Annotated in this window: 15 protein-coding genes; all 15 read right to left on the bottom strand. The window is 65.8% G+C overall.

Going from position 1 to position 16,449, the window contains the following annotated elements; translation table 11 throughout:
* The 15 genes from JF290_RS09515 to JF290_RS09445 are packed head-to-tail and all read right to left on the bottom strand — an operon-like array spanning position 1 to position 16,448.
* The gene (locus JF290_RS09515; protein WP_199024610.1) at positions 1–852 is read right to left on the bottom strand and encodes an N-acyl homoserine lactonase family protein; all 852 of its coding nucleotides are present in this window, start codon (positions 850–852) and stop codon (positions 1–3) included.
* A gap of 18 nt (positions 853–870) precedes the next feature.
* Positions 871–1,755, bottom strand: coding sequence for an amidohydrolase family protein (locus JF290_RS09510; RefSeq protein ID WP_199024609.1), 885 nt, complete (start codon positions 1,753–1,755; stop codon positions 871–873).
* A complete protein-coding gene (locus JF290_RS09505) occupies positions 1,752–2,849 on the bottom strand; it encodes a vWA domain-containing protein (RefSeq protein WP_199024608.1) in 1,098 nt (365 codons plus the stop codon). The genes JF290_RS09510 and JF290_RS09505 overlap by 4 nt, the downstream gene beginning before the upstream one ends.
* Complete coding sequence (locus JF290_RS09500) at positions 2,846–3,727, bottom strand: AAA family ATPase (protein WP_199024607.1); 882 nt, start codon at positions 3,725–3,727, stop codon at positions 2,846–2,848. The genes JF290_RS09505 and JF290_RS09500 overlap by 4 nt, the downstream gene beginning before the upstream one ends.
* Complete coding sequence (locus tag JF290_RS09495; protein WP_199024606.1) at positions 3,727–4,749, bottom strand: xanthine dehydrogenase family protein molybdopterin-binding subunit; 1,023 nt, start codon at positions 4,747–4,749, stop codon at positions 3,727–3,729. Before JF290_RS09495 ends, JF290_RS09500 begins: the two co-directional genes overlap by 1 nt.
* Positions 4,749–6,443: a xanthine dehydrogenase family protein molybdopterin-binding subunit gene (locus JF290_RS09490; protein WP_199024605.1), complete on the bottom strand. Its 1,695-nt coding sequence runs from the start codon at positions 6,441–6,443 to the stop codon at positions 4,749–4,751. Before JF290_RS09490 ends, JF290_RS09495 begins: the two co-directional genes overlap by 1 nt.
* On the bottom strand, positions 6,440–6,916 hold the full coding sequence (locus tag JF290_RS09485; RefSeq protein ID WP_199024604.1) for a (2Fe-2S)-binding protein: 477 nt from the start codon (positions 6,914–6,916) through the stop codon (positions 6,440–6,442). Before JF290_RS09485 ends, JF290_RS09490 begins: the two co-directional genes overlap by 4 nt.
* A complete protein-coding gene (locus JF290_RS09480) occupies positions 6,916–7,716 on the bottom strand; it encodes an FAD binding domain-containing protein (protein WP_199024603.1) in 801 nt (266 codons plus the stop codon). Before JF290_RS09480 ends, JF290_RS09485 begins: the two co-directional genes overlap by 1 nt.
* A gap of 2 nt (positions 7,717–7,718) precedes the next feature.
* A complete protein-coding gene (locus JF290_RS09475) occupies positions 7,719–8,159 on the bottom strand; it encodes an SRPBCC family protein (protein ID WP_199024602.1) in 441 nt (146 codons plus the stop codon).
* 3 nt (positions 8,160–8,162) lie between these two features.
* Entirely contained in the window at positions 8,163–8,600 is a 438-nt protein-coding gene (locus tag JF290_RS09470) for an SRPBCC family protein (RefSeq protein WP_199024601.1), read from the bottom strand.
* A complete protein-coding gene (locus JF290_RS09465; RefSeq protein WP_199024600.1) occupies positions 8,601–11,543 on the bottom strand; it encodes a flotillin family protein in 2,943 nt (980 codons plus the stop codon).
* A 16-nt stretch (positions 11,544–11,559) separates the two neighbouring features.
* Entirely contained in the window at positions 11,560–12,387 is an 828-nt protein-coding gene (locus JF290_RS09460) for a phosphoenolpyruvate hydrolase family protein (protein ID WP_199024599.1), read from the bottom strand.
* Positions 12,384–14,594: an ABC transporter permease gene (locus JF290_RS09455; RefSeq protein WP_199024598.1), complete on the bottom strand. Its 2,211-nt coding sequence runs from the start codon at positions 14,592–14,594 to the stop codon at positions 12,384–12,386. The genes JF290_RS09460 and JF290_RS09455 overlap by 4 nt, the downstream gene beginning before the upstream one ends.
* Entirely contained in the window at positions 14,587–15,375 is a 789-nt protein-coding gene (locus JF290_RS09450) for an ABC transporter ATP-binding protein (RefSeq protein ID WP_199024597.1), read from the bottom strand. Before JF290_RS09450 ends, JF290_RS09455 begins: the two co-directional genes overlap by 8 nt.
* Positions 15,372–16,448 carry a branched-chain amino acid ABC transporter permease gene (locus JF290_RS09445; RefSeq protein ID WP_199024596.1) on the bottom strand — a complete coding sequence of 359 codons (1,077 nt, stop codon included), beginning with the start codon at positions 16,446–16,448 and terminating at the stop codon, positions 15,372–15,374. Before JF290_RS09445 ends, JF290_RS09450 begins: the two co-directional genes overlap by 4 nt.
* Between the last annotated feature and the right edge of the window lies 1 nt (position 16,449).

Raw genomic sequence — 16,449 nt, 5'->3', positions numbered from 1 at the left:
CTACATCGGGAACCAGTTGCGACGCGGCACCGATTGTTCGACCGGGCCGGGCACCGACATTCCCAACCGCCCGATGACGCGCCCGTTCTCGATCACGGCACCCTTGTCATGCACCGGCAGCAGGAACTTTGCCTTGGAATACATCAGCTTGCGGATCGCGCCCTTTTCCGCGCGTTTGGACCCGCCATGATTGCCGGTGACCTGGTATTCCTCGGGGCCGAAGGAGCGGTCCGGTTCGATCACCTGGTCTTGAAAGTCATAAATCACGTCGCCGCAGATCGTGGCGCGACCCTCGGTGGTGTCCACATGCACGTTCATCGACCCTTCGGTGTGGGCCCCGGCGGCTTCGAGGAACACACCGGGAATCAACTCCACCGGCCCGGTGATCTCGAGGTCTTCCAGCCGCAGCGCCCCAGGCGTGTGCAGCCGTTCGACCAGATGGATGATGTCGGGCTTGGGATACTGCGGATGCATCAGGCCCGACACCGAATATTCCAACTCGCGCCGGTTGATGACCACGGTCGTGTTCATCGGGAAATGATCGTCCTTTCCCGCGTGATCGATATGCAGATGGGTGTGCAGCACGTAGCGCACATCGCCCAGCTTGACGCCGTGATTGGCCAGTTGCCGTTCGATCATGTTCTCGTGGAACTGAAGGCCCCGCATCCCCAGCGATTCCATGATCGCGTTGTCGCGATACCCTGTGTCCACCACGATCGGGTACTCCCCGCCGAGGATCAGGAAGCCATAGACCGGCACTCGGCGGGTACGCCCGCATTCCCGCCCGAGCACCAGAAAGCTCGATTCCAGTTCGATGTCGCCATAGTCGAGCACCTTGATTTCGAGTGCCATTCTTGTTCCTCCCTCGTCTCAGTTCAGCCGGTAGACCCGGGCCGCTGTGTCATTGAAAATGGCCGCCTGCGCCTGGTCTGGCAGCGCTCGCACAGCCGATCGATGCGCCGCCAGCAAGGGCGCATAGTCGGTCCAGAGCTTTTCGATCGGGTAGTTCGAACCCCAAAGGCAGCGTTCCGCGCCAAAGAGCGTAAGCGTTTCATGGCTCAGCCAAGCGATGTGCTCCGGGTCGCAGCGGTGAAGGAACGTGCCAAAGCCCGACAGCTTGGCGTTGACATTCAGCGCTTGCGCCAGCAGGGCCATCGCGTCCCGCCACTCCTGCCGACCCTGTTGGCTGGTGTCTTCCAGCATCCCGGCATGTTGCAGCACGAAATCGGTCCTTGGGCAGGCCTGCGCCAGTTCCAGCGCCCCGGCCATCTGCGGCGCGAACACCTGCAAGTCGAAAGCGAATCCGAAATCGGGCAGCTGCGCGATATTGCGCTGCACCGTCGCATCCCGGCACAGGTCGTCATGCGGCGCGAACCGATACTCGGGGGTCTTGTGCCAGTGAAACTGTTGCCGGATACCGCGCACCAACGGGAGCCGCGCCAGCCGCTCCAGCAGGCGCGGCGCGTCCGGGTCGGTCATGTCGGCATAGGCGACGATGCCTTGCGGCCAGCCGGTTTCGGCATTGAGCGCCGCGATCCACTCGGCTTCCTCCACCGCCTTGTCGGTGGGCCAGTTGGCCTGCACGTAAACCGCTCGGGTCACGCCGGTGCCGGCGATATCAGCGAGATATTCCGAGATCGGGTAATCGCGCCGGATCGACTCGTAGGGGCCGAAGATACGCGGTTGCATTGGCCCCATGAGCCAGGGCAGATCGGCTTGCCGCCAGACGTGGAAATGCGCATCGGTGATCGTCATGGTCGTGCCCCACTGGAAAACGCCAGAACTTCGCGCGCCAGCGCTGCCGGGTTCTGTCCGTCGCCGAACCGGTCGATCATCGGCGCGATGGCCTGCAATGCGGTGGTTTCGGGGCGATACCCCTGTTCCGCCGCCAGTGGTGACAGCCACATGACCGACCAGGCCAAGCCCCGCAGGCGCGCCATCGCCGCCACCAGGGTTTCCGGCCCGCCACGTTCCAGACCGTCAGACAGGATCACCACCAGCGCGCCGCGCGCAAAGGCCGCAAAGCGTGGGACGGCGAGGAAGGCGGCCAGCGAGTCGCCCAGCCGCGTGCCGCCATCCCAATCCGCCACAAGGCCCGAGGCCAGCGTCAGTGCCTGATCGCGGTTGCGGTGCCGCAGCGCGCGGCTGACCCGCGTGAGCCGCGTGCCCAGCGTGAACGCTTCGACTCGCTCGCCCGCCTGCATCAGCGTATGCGCAAACCGCAGCGCGCCGTCGGTGCCTGCCTTCATCGACCCGGAAATGTCGATCAGCAGCAGCACCCGGCGCTGGCGCGCGCGGCGGCGGCGGGTCGGCAGGCGCGTCACCTCACCGTCATGGCGCAGCATTTCGCGAAAGGCCCGCACGGGATCGGGCAGCCGGCCCTTGCTGCCCTGCATCCGGCGCGAATTGCGCCGCGGCAACGCGTCGGGGGCGGCGCGGGCAAAGGCACGCAAAGCCGTGTCGTCGGATGCCCCATCGAGCATACGCTGGGTCAACCGTTCGGCGCGGGTCGTGTCGGCCCCAGACGGCTCTTCCTCTTCGGCCTCGGGCATCAAATCGAATTCGGCACCGTCATAAGCCTGCGGCAAATCTTCGGGTGTGCCCTCGGCCGGAGCAGCAAAGGCGCGGCCCAGAAACACGGTGTCGAAAATGCGATCGAATTCCGCCTGCCGGCCCGGTCCGGGGCCAAAGATCGCATGCGCCGCGTGGCGGATATCCACCAGCGCCCGCGGCCCGAGCAGTCCGGTCGCGGCGATGAAGCTTTCGGTCTGTTCCGGTGCTGCGGCAAAGCCCGCCTGCCGCAGCGCCGCCGGAAAGGCGAGGAACGGGGCGAGCGGGCGCGCGATCATGCCACGGCCTCGGCCAGGATGCGGTCAAGCTGGGGCGCGACATAGGCCAGGTCGTCCTGATCCTTGAGCGCGACACCGATGGCAGCGGCAAAGGCGCGGGGCCAGGGCGCGCCCTGGCTGGCGAGCAGCGTGGCCGCCTCGGCCCATTCCACGGTTTCCGCGACACCGGGAGGCTTGGCCAGAGGCTTGGCCCGCAAAGCGCCGACCGCCGCGACGACCTTGCGCGCGGTGTCCGTCGCCACGGAGGAGGCGCGCATCATCACGATCTGCGCTTCCAGAGCCGGGTCCGGGTAATCGATCCAGTGATAGACGCAGCGGCGGCGCAGCGCCTCGTGCAGTTCGCGGGTGCGGTTGCTGGTCAGGATCACCACCGGCGGCTCCGCTGCGCGGATCGTGCCGCGTTCGGGGATGGAAACGGTGAAATCGGACAAAAATTCAAGAAGGAAGGCTTCGAATTCATGGTCCGACCGGTCGATCTCGTCGATCAGCAACACCCGCTCGCCGGGTTTTTCCAGCGCCTGAAGGATCGGGCGCGCGATCAGGAAGTCATCTGCATAGAGGTTGACATGGTCCTCGCCCGCCTGCCGGATCGCCAGCATCTGGCGCGGAAAGTTCCATTCATACATCGCCGCCGACGCATCGACGCCTTCATAGCATTGCAGCCGCACCAGTTCGCGCCCCAGGATCGAAGCCAGCGCCTTGGCCGCCTCGGTCTTGCCGACACCCGGCGCGCCCTCGACCAAAAGCGGTTTGCCCAGCGACAAGGCCAGAAACGCTGCTGTGGCCAGGCTTTCGGACGCGATATATTGCGCATCGCGCAAGGACCGTGCCAGCGTCTCGGGCGTCTCAAGCCCGCGGGGAAGACGTCGGATCGGCATCAGAGCGCCTGCCTTGGACGCGCACCGCCATTGGCCTGTAGGCCCCGAAGCACCTTCTCGGGCGTCACGGGGAGCGCATCGATGCGCACGCCGACCGCGTCATAGACCGCGTTGACGACGGCGGGCAGCACCGGGTTGGCACACATTTCGCCGGGGCCCTTGCCGCCATACGGGCCGTCTTCGGCGGGGCGTTCCAGCACGCTGATATGGTGCGTCGCCAGATCGCCAGGACCGGGCATGACGTAGTGGTTGAAATCGACCGGGCCGTGATCGCGCGCGGGATAATAGGGTTCGGTGGTTTCCCAGGCCGCGTGGCTCATCCCCATCCAGGCGCCGCCGCGCAGTTGCTGTTCGACAAGTCCTGGGTTGAGCGCGCGCCCGACCTCGTAGGCGGACTGGATGTCGACGACCTCGACCTCGCCGGTTTCGTCGTCGACGGTGACCTCGACCACAAGGGCTGCATGCGCAAAGGTGGTGACCGGGGACATCTCGCCGGTTTCCGGGTCAACGTCAGAGAGCGGCACGAGGAAGATGCCGCGCCCGGCGATGGTGCGGCCCTGTTTGAACTGTGCTGCCTGCGCCGCCGCCATGGTGGTGATCGACCGCGACGGCGCGCCGCGCACGTGGATGTTGCCCTGCCCATCGGTCACCAGATCGCCGGCATCGACCTCAAGCTCTTCCGCCGCTGCCTCGAGCATGACCGAGCGGGCTTCAAGCGACGCCTCGATCACCGCATTGCCCATGCGATGCGTACCGCGTGACGCAAACGAGCCCATGTCATGCGGGCCGGTGTCGCTGTCCGCCGTGTCGACATAGACATCGGCGATCGGCACGCCGAGGGTTTCCGCAGCGATCTGGCGGGTGACGGATTTCATTCCTTGGCCGAGGTCAATGGCCGACAGCGCGACGGTGAATTTGCCGTCCGGGTTGGAGTGCACCAGTGCCTGGCTCGGGTCGCCGCCGAGATTCATGCCTATGGGATAGTTGATCGCCGCAAAGCCGCGGCCGGTGTGCCGGGTCATCAGCGCCTCCTGAAACCGGAAAGGGAGGAAAACCGCATCGCGCCGGAGCGGGCGGGCTTCTTTGCCGCGGGCTGGCTCGGCACCGGTGCCGGCGGCGCGGGCGAGGGGGCAGACACGCCCTGCGGCGGGGTCGACCCCCCGCCGGGCGCGCGCTGGCCTGTGGCCATCGCGGGCGCTTTTGACGCCGCAACGGGCTGTACGGACACGCCGTCCTTTTGCGCGTAGCTGCCCGAGGAAAAGCCTTCGACCCGGCCGTTTTCATCCGTCGCCGTATGCGCGGGCAGCGCGCCGCGTGGCCCGCCGCCGCCGGTCATGGACGTCGCCGCCAAAGGGTCGGGCGACAGTCTGACACCGGCTTTCTCTGCCGCCACCTGGCAGCATTCCACCAGCGCGCAGTTCTTGGCCACCCGCCGGTGCGCCTTCATGTCACCGTCGCGATAGGCATTGAGGATGCGCAGGTCCACCGGGTTCATCCCGACCCGTTCCGCCACCTTGTCCATATGCGCCTCGATGGCGAAATCGACGCCGGTGATGCCAAAGCCGCGCATCGCCGTCGCCGGCGTGCGGTTGGTGTAGACGCAATAGACATCGGCATAAACGTTGGGGATCGTGTAGGGTCCCGGCAGATGCCCCACACCCTTGATGATCGCGTAGGACGACAGCCGCGTATACGCCCCGCTGTCGAAATAGCCGGTGAACTTGCGCGCGGTGATCCGCCCGTCCTTCATCACCCCGTCGGTGACGTACCAGCGTTCGGCCCCGCGCGGTGCGCCTACCTGCATTTCCTCTTCGCGGTCCCACTGGCTCTTGCAGGGCCGTCCGGTGAGCATGGTGCCGAGGATGGCCAGTGGTTCATGGATCGAATCCACCTTGCCGCCGAACCCGCCCCCGACGGTGCCGCCGATGAAATGCAGCCTTGAGGACGGCAGGTTCAGCACCTTGGACGCAGTGCCCAGCGAAAAGAACAACGCCTGTGTGCCGGTGTAGCAGACATAGCGCCCGTTCTGTTCTTGCGCTGCGATCGCGCCGCAGGTTTCGATCGGGGCCTGTTCGATGGGCGACATCTCGTAGCGGCCTTCGACCACGTGGTCGGCTTCGGCCAGCGCCCGGTCGACATCGCCATAGCGCAGTTTCTGGTGGTCGTATTTTCCGTGATAGACAAAGGCATTGGCCGGGTAGGTTTCATTCACCGTGGGCGCACCGGGTTTCAGCGCTTCTTCCACGTCAAGCACATGGGGCAGCACCTCCCAGTCGACCTGCACCGCCTGTGCGGCGGCGCGGGCCTGCGCTTCGGTCGCGGCGATGACGGCGGCAACCGGTTCACCCTTGTAGGCGACCTTGGCATGCGACAGGACTGGCTCGTCATCCAGCCCGAAATCCAGCAGAGACAGAAGCGTGTTCAGGTTCACCGGCACATCGGCGCCGGTGACGATGCGCACGACGCCGTCCATACCCGCCGCGCGGGATGTGTCGATGCGGCGGATCCTTGCGTGGTGATGCGGCGAGCGCACGCAGCGGATATGCAGAAGCCCGTCAAATAGGTGATCGTCATAGAAGGGCGAGCGGCCCGTGACATGGCCTTCGATATCCTGCCGCCGGATGCGCTTGCCGATCTCGTTGAGGTTGTCATCGCGTTCATCGGCAAAGAGATCCTTGCGCAGTTCGAAACCGTTCTTGCCCGATTGCGCGCTCATGCAGTGGCCCTCCGCCCGGCGACCGAGAGGATCGCCTCGATGATCGGTTCATAGCCGGTGCAGCGGCAGAGATTGCCCGAGATCGCCTCGATCACCTCCTCGCGTGTTGGTGTCGGGTTGGTGTCGAGCAAGGCACGGGCCGAGACCAGCATGCCCGGCGTGCAATAGCCGCATTGGGCGGCGAAGTGATCCATGAAGGCCTCCTGCAACGGGTCCAGCGTGGCCCCGTCAGCCAGCCCCGCAGCCGTGCGCACATCCCGCCCCTGCACGGTTTCCGCCAGCACCAAGCAGGCAAGCTGGGTCTGCCCGTCGATGGTCACGGTGCAGGCCCCGCAGGCGCCCTGGCCGCATCCGTATTTCGGTGACAGATCGCCCAGACCCCGGCGCAAGAATTCGAGCAGGTTCTGGCCCGGATCGGCAAAGGCTGCGCGATCTGTACCATTGTGCGTGAAGGTAACGGGGATCTTGGCCATCAGCTGGACTCCATGGATTGAAGCAGCCGGCGCAGATGCACGCCAACCACTTCGCTGCGATACCAGGCACTGGCCAGGGCGTCTGTCGGAGGCTGCAGGCCATCGGAGGCTACCGATTGCGCTTTCTCAAGCGTCGTCCTGTCAAGGCGCTGGCCGTCGAGCGCGCGTTCGACCGCCGCCGACCGAAGGGGCCCCGACCCCATGCCACCTAGGGCGACGCGGACGCCGCGCAGCGTGCCGCCGGTCTGCGGCGCAAGAACGGCAATCGACAGGATCGAGACGCCCTTGGGCTTGACCCTGCTGACCTTTGTGAACCCGAAGCTGCCATGGCGCGGACGCGGAACCTCGATCGCGGCGACAAGGCCGACTTGCCGCGCACGATCGCGCAAGACGTCCTCGACCGGACGAGCGCCGGAAGTCCCGGCCAATTGCACCCGCGCGCCGAGCGCCAGCAACGCGACGGCGAAATCGCCATAAGGATGCGCGGCGAACAGGTTGCCGCCGACAGTGCCCATGTTGCGCACCTGCGGGCCGCCGACCCGGCGAGCCACTGGATGCAGGAAATCAAGCTGCGGCTCGGCCAGAATCTGCGCCATGGTCACACCCGCGCCCAGTGACACGGTATCGCCCTGCGCCCGGAGTTGGCGCAGCGTCGGATCGTCCGTGCGCACAAGGACCGGCGCCGCCGTGCCGGCATTCACCTCGCGCATCACGATGGTGCCGCCGCCCATATAGGCCGCACCCCGGGCCATCGCGCGGGCGGCCTCGTCGATGGTCGGATAGGTTTGAACCTCGGTCATGGCTACGCCGCCTCCAAATGCGCGCGGATCGCGTCGAACCCGCCCTGGTAGATGTTTTCGGCCACCATGTCGTGCAGTTCGACCTCGCGCCCCGGTGGGGTGTCGAACCGGCTTTCCCAGTGCCAGAACGTCCAGTCCTCGTCGGTGACCGGGGCCAGCCGCACGTGCGCGACATAGTTCAACAGAGGCACTGGCGTTTCCAGCAGGCAATAGGAAAACGCCATGTCGGCATCGGACAGGGTCAAAAGCTGTTCGCGCAGTTCCGCGCCATCGGCGAGATGAAAGCGACGCACGCAGCCGACCTTGTCAGACGGCTGGCCGCGATCGATGACACTGTCGGCGACGGCCGGGTGCCATTCATCATGTCCGTTGAAATCGCGCAGCACATCCCAGACCGCCTCGACAGGGACGTACAGAACGGTGCTCTTGACGACCTTCACCATGGCTCAGACTGAAATCTGGCGTTTCAGGGCCGAGAACCCGGCCATAAACACGTCTTCGCCGATGCCCGTGACCAGACCTTCGGCCTCGGACTCGTCGCATTCGAACTCGGCGGTCCATTCCGCAAAGCATCGGTCACCGTCGGTCACCGGGGTGAGGCGCAGGGTCGCAACATAGTCGGTCAGCGGCATCGGGCTTTCGAGGATCGAATAGGTGCAGAAGTAATCGTAGTCGCTGAGCCCGAGCAGCTTTTCACGGATGCGGTCTCCGTTCTGCAGATGGAAATCGCGCACACAGCCGATCTTGTCCGGTGGCTCACCGTTTTCGATGCGGCTGTCCCGCACCAGTGGATGCCAGCGCGACAGGCCGTTGAAGTCGCGCACCCGGTCCCAGACCCGGGATGCGGGCGCATCGATGACGGAGGAGATGTAGACGCGCGGCATCTAGCTCTTCTCCCCGCCCGAGGGCTTGTCGCCACCGCCCGAAGAGCCGCCGTCACCCGATGCCTTGGCCGAGCGGGACACCTCGTTGGCCACACGGGTCATGTCCGATGCCTCGCGGATCAAACCGCCCTGTTTGGACAGGTTGCCGCCCTCGATCCCGATATCGGCCAGCAAAGAGTCGATCAGCGGCGCCTGCACGCGATAGCGCAGCGCCGAATTGATCACCTCGTCTGTGGGTGAGCCGCCGGACCCGTGGCCGCCGCCGGTCACGCCGTCCAACTGCATGATGCGAATATCCTGGATCTTTTCGAGCGGCTTGACCGACGCAGACACGATGCCTTCGACATGTTCCAGCATCTTGCGGCGGAACAGCGAGGCGCGCGCCGGATCGGTGAGCACGTTCTCGGCCTCGTTGATGAGGCGCTGTGCCTCGGCCTCGACCTCCGAGCGGATCTTGTCCGCCTCGGCGATCAGCTTGGCCTCGGCGGCGGCCTTTTCGGCCATCAGCACATCGACCGACTTGCGCCGGTTCGCGGCCTCGGTTTCGCGCACGGTCTGCACTCTCTCCTCGGCCTCGGCAGCAGAAGCCCGCGCGGCATCGGCTTCGGCACGGGCGGCGCTTTCTTCGAGCGATTTCTTGTAGAGCGCGATGGCCTTGTCCATCTGCACCGTTTCCACGTGGCGTTCGCGCTCGACTTCCAGCCGGCGGCGTTCGGTCTCGTGCCCGATCCGAACTTCGTCCAAACCGCGTTCGGAGGCGATCCGGGCGCGTTCGACATCTTCGCGGCTGCCGATCTCGGCTTCTCGCAAGGCCTGAAGCCGTGCGACCTCGAGTTGTTCGATCGACCGGCGACGCTCCAGTTTGGCGGCCTCAACGGCCTGCTCGCGGGCGACATCCGCGGCTTCCACGTCGCGCTTGGCTGCGATTTCTGCCTGTTTGACGCTGCTCTCGGCGGCGGCGCGCTTGACCTTCTGATCGGCCAGGGCGACGACCCGCTTCTCGTCCGCGGCCTCGACTGCCTGCCGGCGCTCGATGTCGAACACTTCGCGCGTCTTCTGGCTGGCGATGCGCTCCTGTTCGAGCTCGAGTTCGGCGACGACACGCTTGCGTTCCACCGCTTCGCGTCTGGCAATCTCGGCCGCCTCGATCTCCTCTTCCTTGACGATCTCGCGCGCGCGCACCTCTTGTTCGGCGGCGATGCGTTCGGCCTCGACGGTCTTCTTCTGCGCGATCCGGGCCTGTTCGATGGCCGAGTCGGCCGCGATGCGGGCCCGGTCCACAGCCTGGTTGCGAGCGATCTCGAGTTCGCGTGTCTCCTCGTCGGCGGAGATACGGTTCGCCGCGATCTGCTTTTCGCGGGCGATCCGCGCTGCCTCGACCGCTTCGTTGGCGGCGATTTCCGCCGCCTCGACGGCCTGCTGGCGGGCGATTTCCAACTCGCGCACGCGACGGTCCTCGGCGATGCGGGCCTCCGACACCTCGGCGGCCTGCAGGATACGCAGCCGCTCGACGGTCTCGCGGGCCGTGATCTCGGCCTCGTCCAGCGCCTGCTGCCGCGCGATCTCGCGTTGGCGGATGTCCTCTTCGCCCTTGATCCGGGTCTGGGCCAGCAGGAGATCCTGCGCCATGCGACGTTTTTCGTTCGCTTCGTTGGCCGCGATCTCGGCGTCGCGCAGGCTGCGCTGGCGTTCGATCTCGAGCGTTTGCGTGTCGCGATCCTTGGCGATACGGGCCTCCTCGACGGCCCTCTCTCGAGCGATCCGGGCTTCCTCGACATTGCGCTCCTGGTCGATCCGGGCGCGTTCGGTGGCCTCGCGGGCCGAAATCTCCTCGGCTTCGATGGCTTTCTGGCGGGCGATCTCGCGGGCCTGGGTGTCCTGTTCGTTGGCAATCCGGGCCTCGGACACGGCGCGTTCCTGCAGGATGCGGGCGGTCTCGGTGGCTTCCTTGGCGGCTATCTCCTCGGCCTCGATCTCCCGCGTGCGGGCGATCTCGCGGGCGCGCACATCGCGTTCGGAGGCGATGCGGGCCTCGGCGATGGCGCGTTCGTTGGAAATCCGGGCCTTCTCGATCGCCTCGCGCGCGCCGATCTGGGCGCTTTCGGCTTCGGTTTCGCGTTCGGCACGTTCCCGCGCCAGCTCGGCGCGTTGCTGGGCCCGGCGGAATTCGACGTCGCGTTCCTGTGACAACCGGGCCTCTTCGCTGGCGCGCTCGATGTCCAGTGCCTGCTTTTCCGCTTCGAGGTTGCGGGCGCGAATGCGGATCATCGATTCCTGTTCGATGTTGTTGCGCAGGGTGCGACGTTCCTCGATATCCTTGATCAGCTCGGTCAGACCTTCGGCATCGAATCTGTTGGACGGGTTGAAGTATTCCAGCGCGGTCTGGTCGATATCGACAATCGCGACACTTTCCAGCTCAAGTCCGTTCTTCTCGAGTTCCTGCTGCGCCATCGCGCGCACGCGCTCGACGTAATCGTGCCGACCTTCGTGCATCTCGGACATGGTCATCTCGGCTGCGACCGCGCGCAAAGCGCTTTCGAACTTGCCGGCCAGCAACCCGTCAAGGCGCTCGCTCTCCAACGTCCGCCGACCAAGGGTCGCGGCGGCGGTCGAGACCGCCTCGCGGGTCTGGCGCACCCGGACATAGAATTCCGCATCCACGTCGATGCGCATCCTGTCCTTGGTGATCAGGGCTTGTTCCTTGGCCCGGCTGACGGAAAGGGCCAGCGTGTTCAGATTGACCGGCGTGATGTCATGGATGATCGGCCAGACGAAAGCGCCGCCATCGATCACCACCTTTTCGCCGAGAAACCCCGTCCGCACGAAGGCGACTTCCTTGGTGGATCGACGATAGAGCCATTGCATCACCCAGTAGATGATCGCGATGACGATAACGGCGAGGATCAGCCAGAGGATCAGCTGCCCTATTATTTGTCCGGTCATGTCGGTGTCCTCCCCATCACTGCCGCTTGATGCGTTTGAACGCTGCGGTCTGTTCCGTCATTGCCACCTCGGTCGGCAGGCGCTCCATCGAGGAGGCACCATAAAAGCCATGGCATGTCTCTGTGTTCTTAAGCACGTATTCGGCGTCTTCGGGCATCGCGACCGGGCCACCATGCACGAGGATGATGGCATCCTTGTTCACTTTCAGCGCCGCCTCGGCCCATTGATCCACCAGCGCCGGACACTGGTCGAGCGTCACCGCCGTGTCCGCCCCGATGGCCCCGCCCGTGGTCAGCCCGAGATGGCAGACGATGATGTCCGCGCCAGCCTTCGCCATCGCCGTCGCGCTGTCCTCGTCAAAGACGTAAGGTGTCGTCAGCATGTCCTTGGCGGCGGCCTTGGCGATCATGTCAACTTCAAGCCCCAGCCCCATGCCGGTCTCTTCCAACTGCGTGCGGAAGGTGCCGTCGATCAGCCCCACGGTCGGGAAATTCTGCACCCCGGAAAAGCCGATGCGTTTCAATTCGTCCAGGAACACGTCCATCAGCCGGAACGGATCGGTGGCGCAGACCCCGGCCAGAACCGGGGTGTGTTTCACCACCGGCAACACTTCGCCCGCCATGTCCAGAACGATCCCGTTGGCGTCTCCATAGGGCATCAGCCCGGCGAGAGAGCCGCGACCGGCCATCCGGTAGCGGCCGGAATTGTAGATCACGATGAGATCGATGCCGCCGGCCTCTTCACATTTTGCCGACAGCCCGGTCCCGGCACCGCCGCCGATCAGCGGTTCGCCCCGGGCGATCATGGCGCGGAAGCCTTCCAGGATGGTTTTGCGTGGTATCATCTGCGGACCTCTTTCTTTTGGCGGGACGGACTGTTTCGGGACGGGCGCGGCGCGCCGTGCAGGTCGCGAAACGCCGCCACCACCGCCGCCGTGAACCCCGGCGCGTTGATATGCTCGGGGCGCCGGATCAGCTGGCGAGTGGCGGTTTGCAGCACGGTCGCCTCCAGCGCATCAAACAGCGCGGCGCGGGCGGCATCGTCGTGAAACGGCTGGCCCGGCGCATCCAGCGCCGACACCCCGCCTTCGGGCAGGAAGAATCGCACCGGGCCTTCCATGTCGTTCAGGCGCGTGCCGATCCAGCGCCCCATCTCGGCGCATTCCGCCGGCGTCGTGCGCATCAGAGTGACCTGCGGATTGTGCTCATAAAAGGTGCGGCCCTGGTACCGCTCCGGGACCGTGTCAGGGGCGGCGAAATTCACCATGTCCAGCGCCCCGACCGACCCGACATAGGGCTGCCGCGTGCGGATGATCGCGCCGAACCGGTCCTCGGTGGCGGGAAAGACACCGCCGAACAGCATGTCGCAGACCTCGGTCGTGGTCAGGTCCAGCACGCCCTCCACCTTGCCACTGTCGACCAGCGTTTCCATCGACTGCCCGCCGATGCCGGTGGCATGAAAGACGAGGCAATCGTAGTCCTCCGACAGTTTCGCCGTCACCTGCTGCACGCAAGGCGTGGTGACGCCGAACATGGTCAGCCCGATGGCCGGTTTGCGCGGCGCACGCGCCGCCGCCTGTCGGCGCGCCGTGACCATCCCGGCCATGGCGTTCGCGGCATTGGCCAGCACCTCTTCGGTGATCGCGTTCAGGCCCTGCACATCGGCGACCGAATGCATCATGGTGATGTCGGACGCCCCGACATACTGGCGCACATCGCTTGAGGCGACGGTCGACACGATCATCTTGGGCACGCCCACCGGCAACGCCCGCATCGCCGGGGCGACGATGGCCGTACCGCCCGAACCGCCTGCTGACAACACCCCCGCGATGCCTTCCTGCCGGGCGATCCAGCGCTGGAAGGCCAGCGTTATGCCCGCAACCGACTGGCCCCGGTCGCCGGTAAACACGCCCGAGGCACCACGCGGATGAAAGGCCGCGATCTGGTGCGCCGGGATCTCGGCGCCGGAATGGCCACCGCTGGTGGACAGATCGACCATCCGGACCGGCAACCCCGCCGCGCGGATGATATCGCGCATGAACCGCAATTCGGCGGCCTTGGTGTCGAGCGTGCCCGCGACCAGCACGACCTCGGCCCCCGGCGCGGCCAAGGGACGGATTTCGGCACTCGCGTTGCTGGCCTCGGGGGCGCTCGAGGCGGCTGTCGTCTGCACCCGCGCCAGCCTTTCCAGATGCGCCACCGGCACCGGTGGCGACCAGCGCGTCGGCGGGGTTGGGTTCGACATATAGGTCTTGGCCAGTTGTGGCGCCGGGTCTGCCGCTGCCGAAGCGTCTTCTGCCGGTCCGGCCAAATCCGGCGTGTCGTCATGGGCATGGCGCCCGACCCCCAGCAGCCGCTGCTGCAAATCCCGGTCGCCAGCCAGTTGCGCCGCCGGAGCAAGACGGTTGATCTGGCCATTGACCATGATCGCCACATTATCGGCGATGGCGCAGGCGACACCGATATTCTGCTCGATCACCAGAACCTCGATATCGCCCTCTTCGGCGAGGTTCTGCAGCATCTCCTCGACCTGCGCGACGATCACCGGGGCCAGCCCTTCGGTCGGTTCATCCATCACCAAGAGGCGCGGGTTGGACAACAGAGCCCGGCTGATCGCCAGCATCTGCTGCTCGCCACCCGAGAGTTGACCGCCGCCATTGCTCTTGCGCTCGGCCAGACGCGGAAACGTCGAATAGATCCGCTCGACTGTCCAGGCCCCGCTCGACGTCGCGACCATCTTGAGATGCTCATCGACCGTGAGCGACGGCCACAACCGGCGGCCCTGCGGCACATACCCGACCCCCAGTCGCGCGATTTCGGTCGGCGGCCTCCCGACCAGCGGCTGCCCGGCGAAACTGATCGACCCCGACGCCACCGGCACCAGCCCCATGATCGCCTTGCAGAGCGTGGTCTTGCCCATGCCGTTGCGTCCGACCACCGACAACACGCCGCCATCGAGCCGCAGATCGACCCCCTGCAGCGCATGGGACGCGCCGTAATAGACGTTCAATCCCCGGATTTCGAGCGCGGGCGCGCGTCCCCGTTCAGCCATGCCCGTCCCCCAGGTAAAGCTCCTGCACCTCGGCGTCGTTCTCGATTTCCTCGGGCGTGCCCTCCTTGAAGACGGTACCGTTGTGCATCATCGTCACGCTTTCGGCGACGCGCAGGGCGACGTCCATGTCATGCTCGATGATGACGTAGCCGATATGTTCCGGCAGGTTGGTCAGCACCCGCACCAATTCGCCGCGCTCGGTCGGCGACAACCCCGCCGCCGGTTCATCGAACAGGATCAGCCGCGGCGCTCCGGCCAGAGCCAGCGCGATTTCCAGCTGGCGCTGCTGCCCATAGCTGAGATTGGCCACCAGCGTGCCCGAGGCCTCCGTCAGGTTCACCGCCTCGATCAGTTCCTCGGCGCGCGACAGCAGCGTGTCGCCCACGCGCGGGCGCAGCATGGAAAACCGCGCGCGCGACACGCCGCGACAGGCGAGATAGACATTGTCTGCCACGCTCAAGCCCCCGAACAGCAGGCTGATCTGATAGGTGCGGCGCAGCCCCCGGCGCACCCGTTCATGGGCCGGAAACGTGGTCACGTCCTCGCCGAACAGCCGGATCGTGCCGGAGGTCGGCAGGAAATCCCCGGTGACGCAATTGAACAGCGTCGTCTTGCCCGCGCCGTTGGACCCCAGAACCGCGCGGCGTTCGCCCGAGGCGACGGTCAGCGTGATGTCGGAAATCGCCGCCAGCGCACCGAACATCTTCTGCACCCCGCGCAATTCCAGCGCGGCGCCGGTGGACACCGAACTGATCCGGGACGGGGCGGTCAGCGCGTTCATTCGCCTTTCTCCCCGGTCAGGGGATCGCCGCGCCGCGCCTGCCGCGCGCGCCAGCGGTCCCAAAGCCCCAGAACCCCGTCCGGCGAAAAGAACACCAGCGCGAGGAATCCCAGCCCGATCAGCAGCTTGAAGCGTTCCCCCGACAGCCCGAACGTAAGCAGCACATCGGGCGAAAAGGTGCGCAGCAGCACGTAGATCAGCGCCCCGACAAAGGGGCCGATCGGCCGCCCGATGCCGCCGATCACCGCGATCACCAGGATGTCGATCACCGCCGGAATCCCCGCCGTGCCAGGCGCGATCTGCGCATTCTGCCAGACTAGCAGGATGCCCGCGAGGGCGGCGATGACCGAGGCAAACGTATAGGCCGCGACCCGGTGCGCAGTGACGTTGAACCCCAGCGCCGCCATCCGGCGCGGATTGTCGCGAATGCCCTGTAGGGCCAGTCCGAACGGCGCACGCGAGACATATATCACCACGCCGTAGGAAATCGCAGCCCAACCCAGCGTCAGGTAGTAGAAAGGCACCGGCTGCCGCCAGTCGATCCCGAACAGCTGCGGTGGAACGACAAGGTTGAACCCGGTATACCCGTTGAAAATGGTGTAGTTCTGCCGGGTGAAATAGAAGAATGCCGCCGCGATCGCGAGGGTGATCATGATGGTGTAGATGCCTTCGGTCCGCACCGCCAGTGCACCGACGATGGTGCCGAAGATCGCCGCGATGAGGATCGCGATCGGGATATAGAGCCACCAGGGCAGGTCCATCGAGATCGCAGCAATGCCCGAGGTGCCGAAGATCGCCACCATGTAGCCCGCCATCGCGGCCACCGACATCTGGATCAGGCTGACCATACCGCCATAGCCGGCGAGAAACATCAGCGACAGCGCGATCATGCCGAGGATGAATGTCCAGCCGAAGACCTGGAACAGGATGAAATCATTGGCATAGGCGGGCAGGGTGAGCAGGAAAAGGCCCAGCACCCACCAGATCGGCGGAATTCGCTCGACCCAGACTTTCTGTGGGGCAGGGCGCGTGGGCGCTGTTGTCCTGCCAAGAGGGGGCTCTGCCAACGCCATG

Source organism: Sedimentitalea arenosa (assembly GCF_016428585.1).
GTDB classification, from domain to species: Bacteria; Pseudomonadota; Alphaproteobacteria; order Rhodobacterales; family Rhodobacteraceae; genus Sedimentitalea; species Sedimentitalea arenosa.
The sequence above is the reverse complement of the archived record's forward strand: the minus strand, read 5'-3'. Positions and strand labels throughout refer to the sequence as shown.

Excerpts from the sequence above, each read along its gene's own strand:
- JF290_RS09515 (WP_199024610.1), bottom strand. The coding sequence starts at position 852 with ATGGCACTCGAAATCAAGGTGCTCGACTATGGCGACATCGAACTGGAA.
- JF290_RS09510 (WP_199024609.1), bottom strand. The coding sequence starts at position 1,755 with ATGACGATCACCGATGCGCATTTCCACGTCTGGCGGCAAGCCGATCTG.
- JF290_RS09505 (WP_199024608.1), bottom strand. The coding sequence starts at position 2,849 with ATGATCGCGCGCCCGCTCGCCCCGTTCCTCGCCTTTCCGGCGGCGCTG.
- JF290_RS09500 (WP_199024607.1), bottom strand. The coding sequence starts at position 3,727 with ATGCCGATCCGACGTCTTCCCCGCGGGCTTGAGACGCCCGAGACGCTG.
- JF290_RS09495 (WP_199024606.1), bottom strand. The coding sequence starts at position 4,749 with ATGACCCGGCACACCGGCCGCGGCTTTGCGGCGATCAACTATCCCATA.
- JF290_RS09490 (WP_199024605.1), bottom strand. The coding sequence starts at position 6,443 with ATGAGCGCGCAATCGGGCAAGAACGGTTTCGAACTGCGCAAGGATCTC.
- JF290_RS09485 (WP_199024604.1), bottom strand. The coding sequence starts at position 6,916 with ATGGCCAAGATCCCCGTTACCTTCACGCACAATGGTACAGATCGCGCA.
- JF290_RS09480 (WP_199024603.1), bottom strand. The coding sequence starts at position 7,716 with ATGACCGAGGTTCAAACCTATCCGACCATCGACGAGGCCGCCCGCGCG.
- JF290_RS09475 (WP_199024602.1), bottom strand. The coding sequence starts at position 8,159 with ATGGTGAAGGTCGTCAAGAGCACCGTTCTGTACGTCCCTGTCGAGGCG.
- JF290_RS09470 (WP_199024601.1), bottom strand. The coding sequence starts at position 8,600 with ATGCCGCGCGTCTACATCTCCTCCGTCATCGATGCGCCCGCATCCCGG.
- JF290_RS09465 (WP_199024600.1), bottom strand. The coding sequence starts at position 11,543 with ATGACCGGACAAATAATAGGGCAGCTGATCCTCTGGCTGATCCTCGCC.
- JF290_RS09460 (WP_199024599.1), bottom strand. The coding sequence starts at position 12,387 with ATGATACCACGCAAAACCATCCTGGAAGGCTTCCGCGCCATGATCGCC.
- JF290_RS09455 (WP_199024598.1), bottom strand. The coding sequence starts at position 14,594 with ATGGCTGAACGGGGACGCGCGCCCGCGCTCGAAATCCGGGGATTGAAC.
- JF290_RS09450 (WP_199024597.1), bottom strand. The coding sequence starts at position 15,375 with ATGAACGCGCTGACCGCCCCGTCCCGGATCAGTTCGGTGTCCACCGGC.
- JF290_RS09445 (WP_199024596.1), bottom strand. The coding sequence starts at position 16,448 with ATGGCGTTGGCAGAGCCCCCTCTTGGCAGGACAACAGCGCCCACGCGC.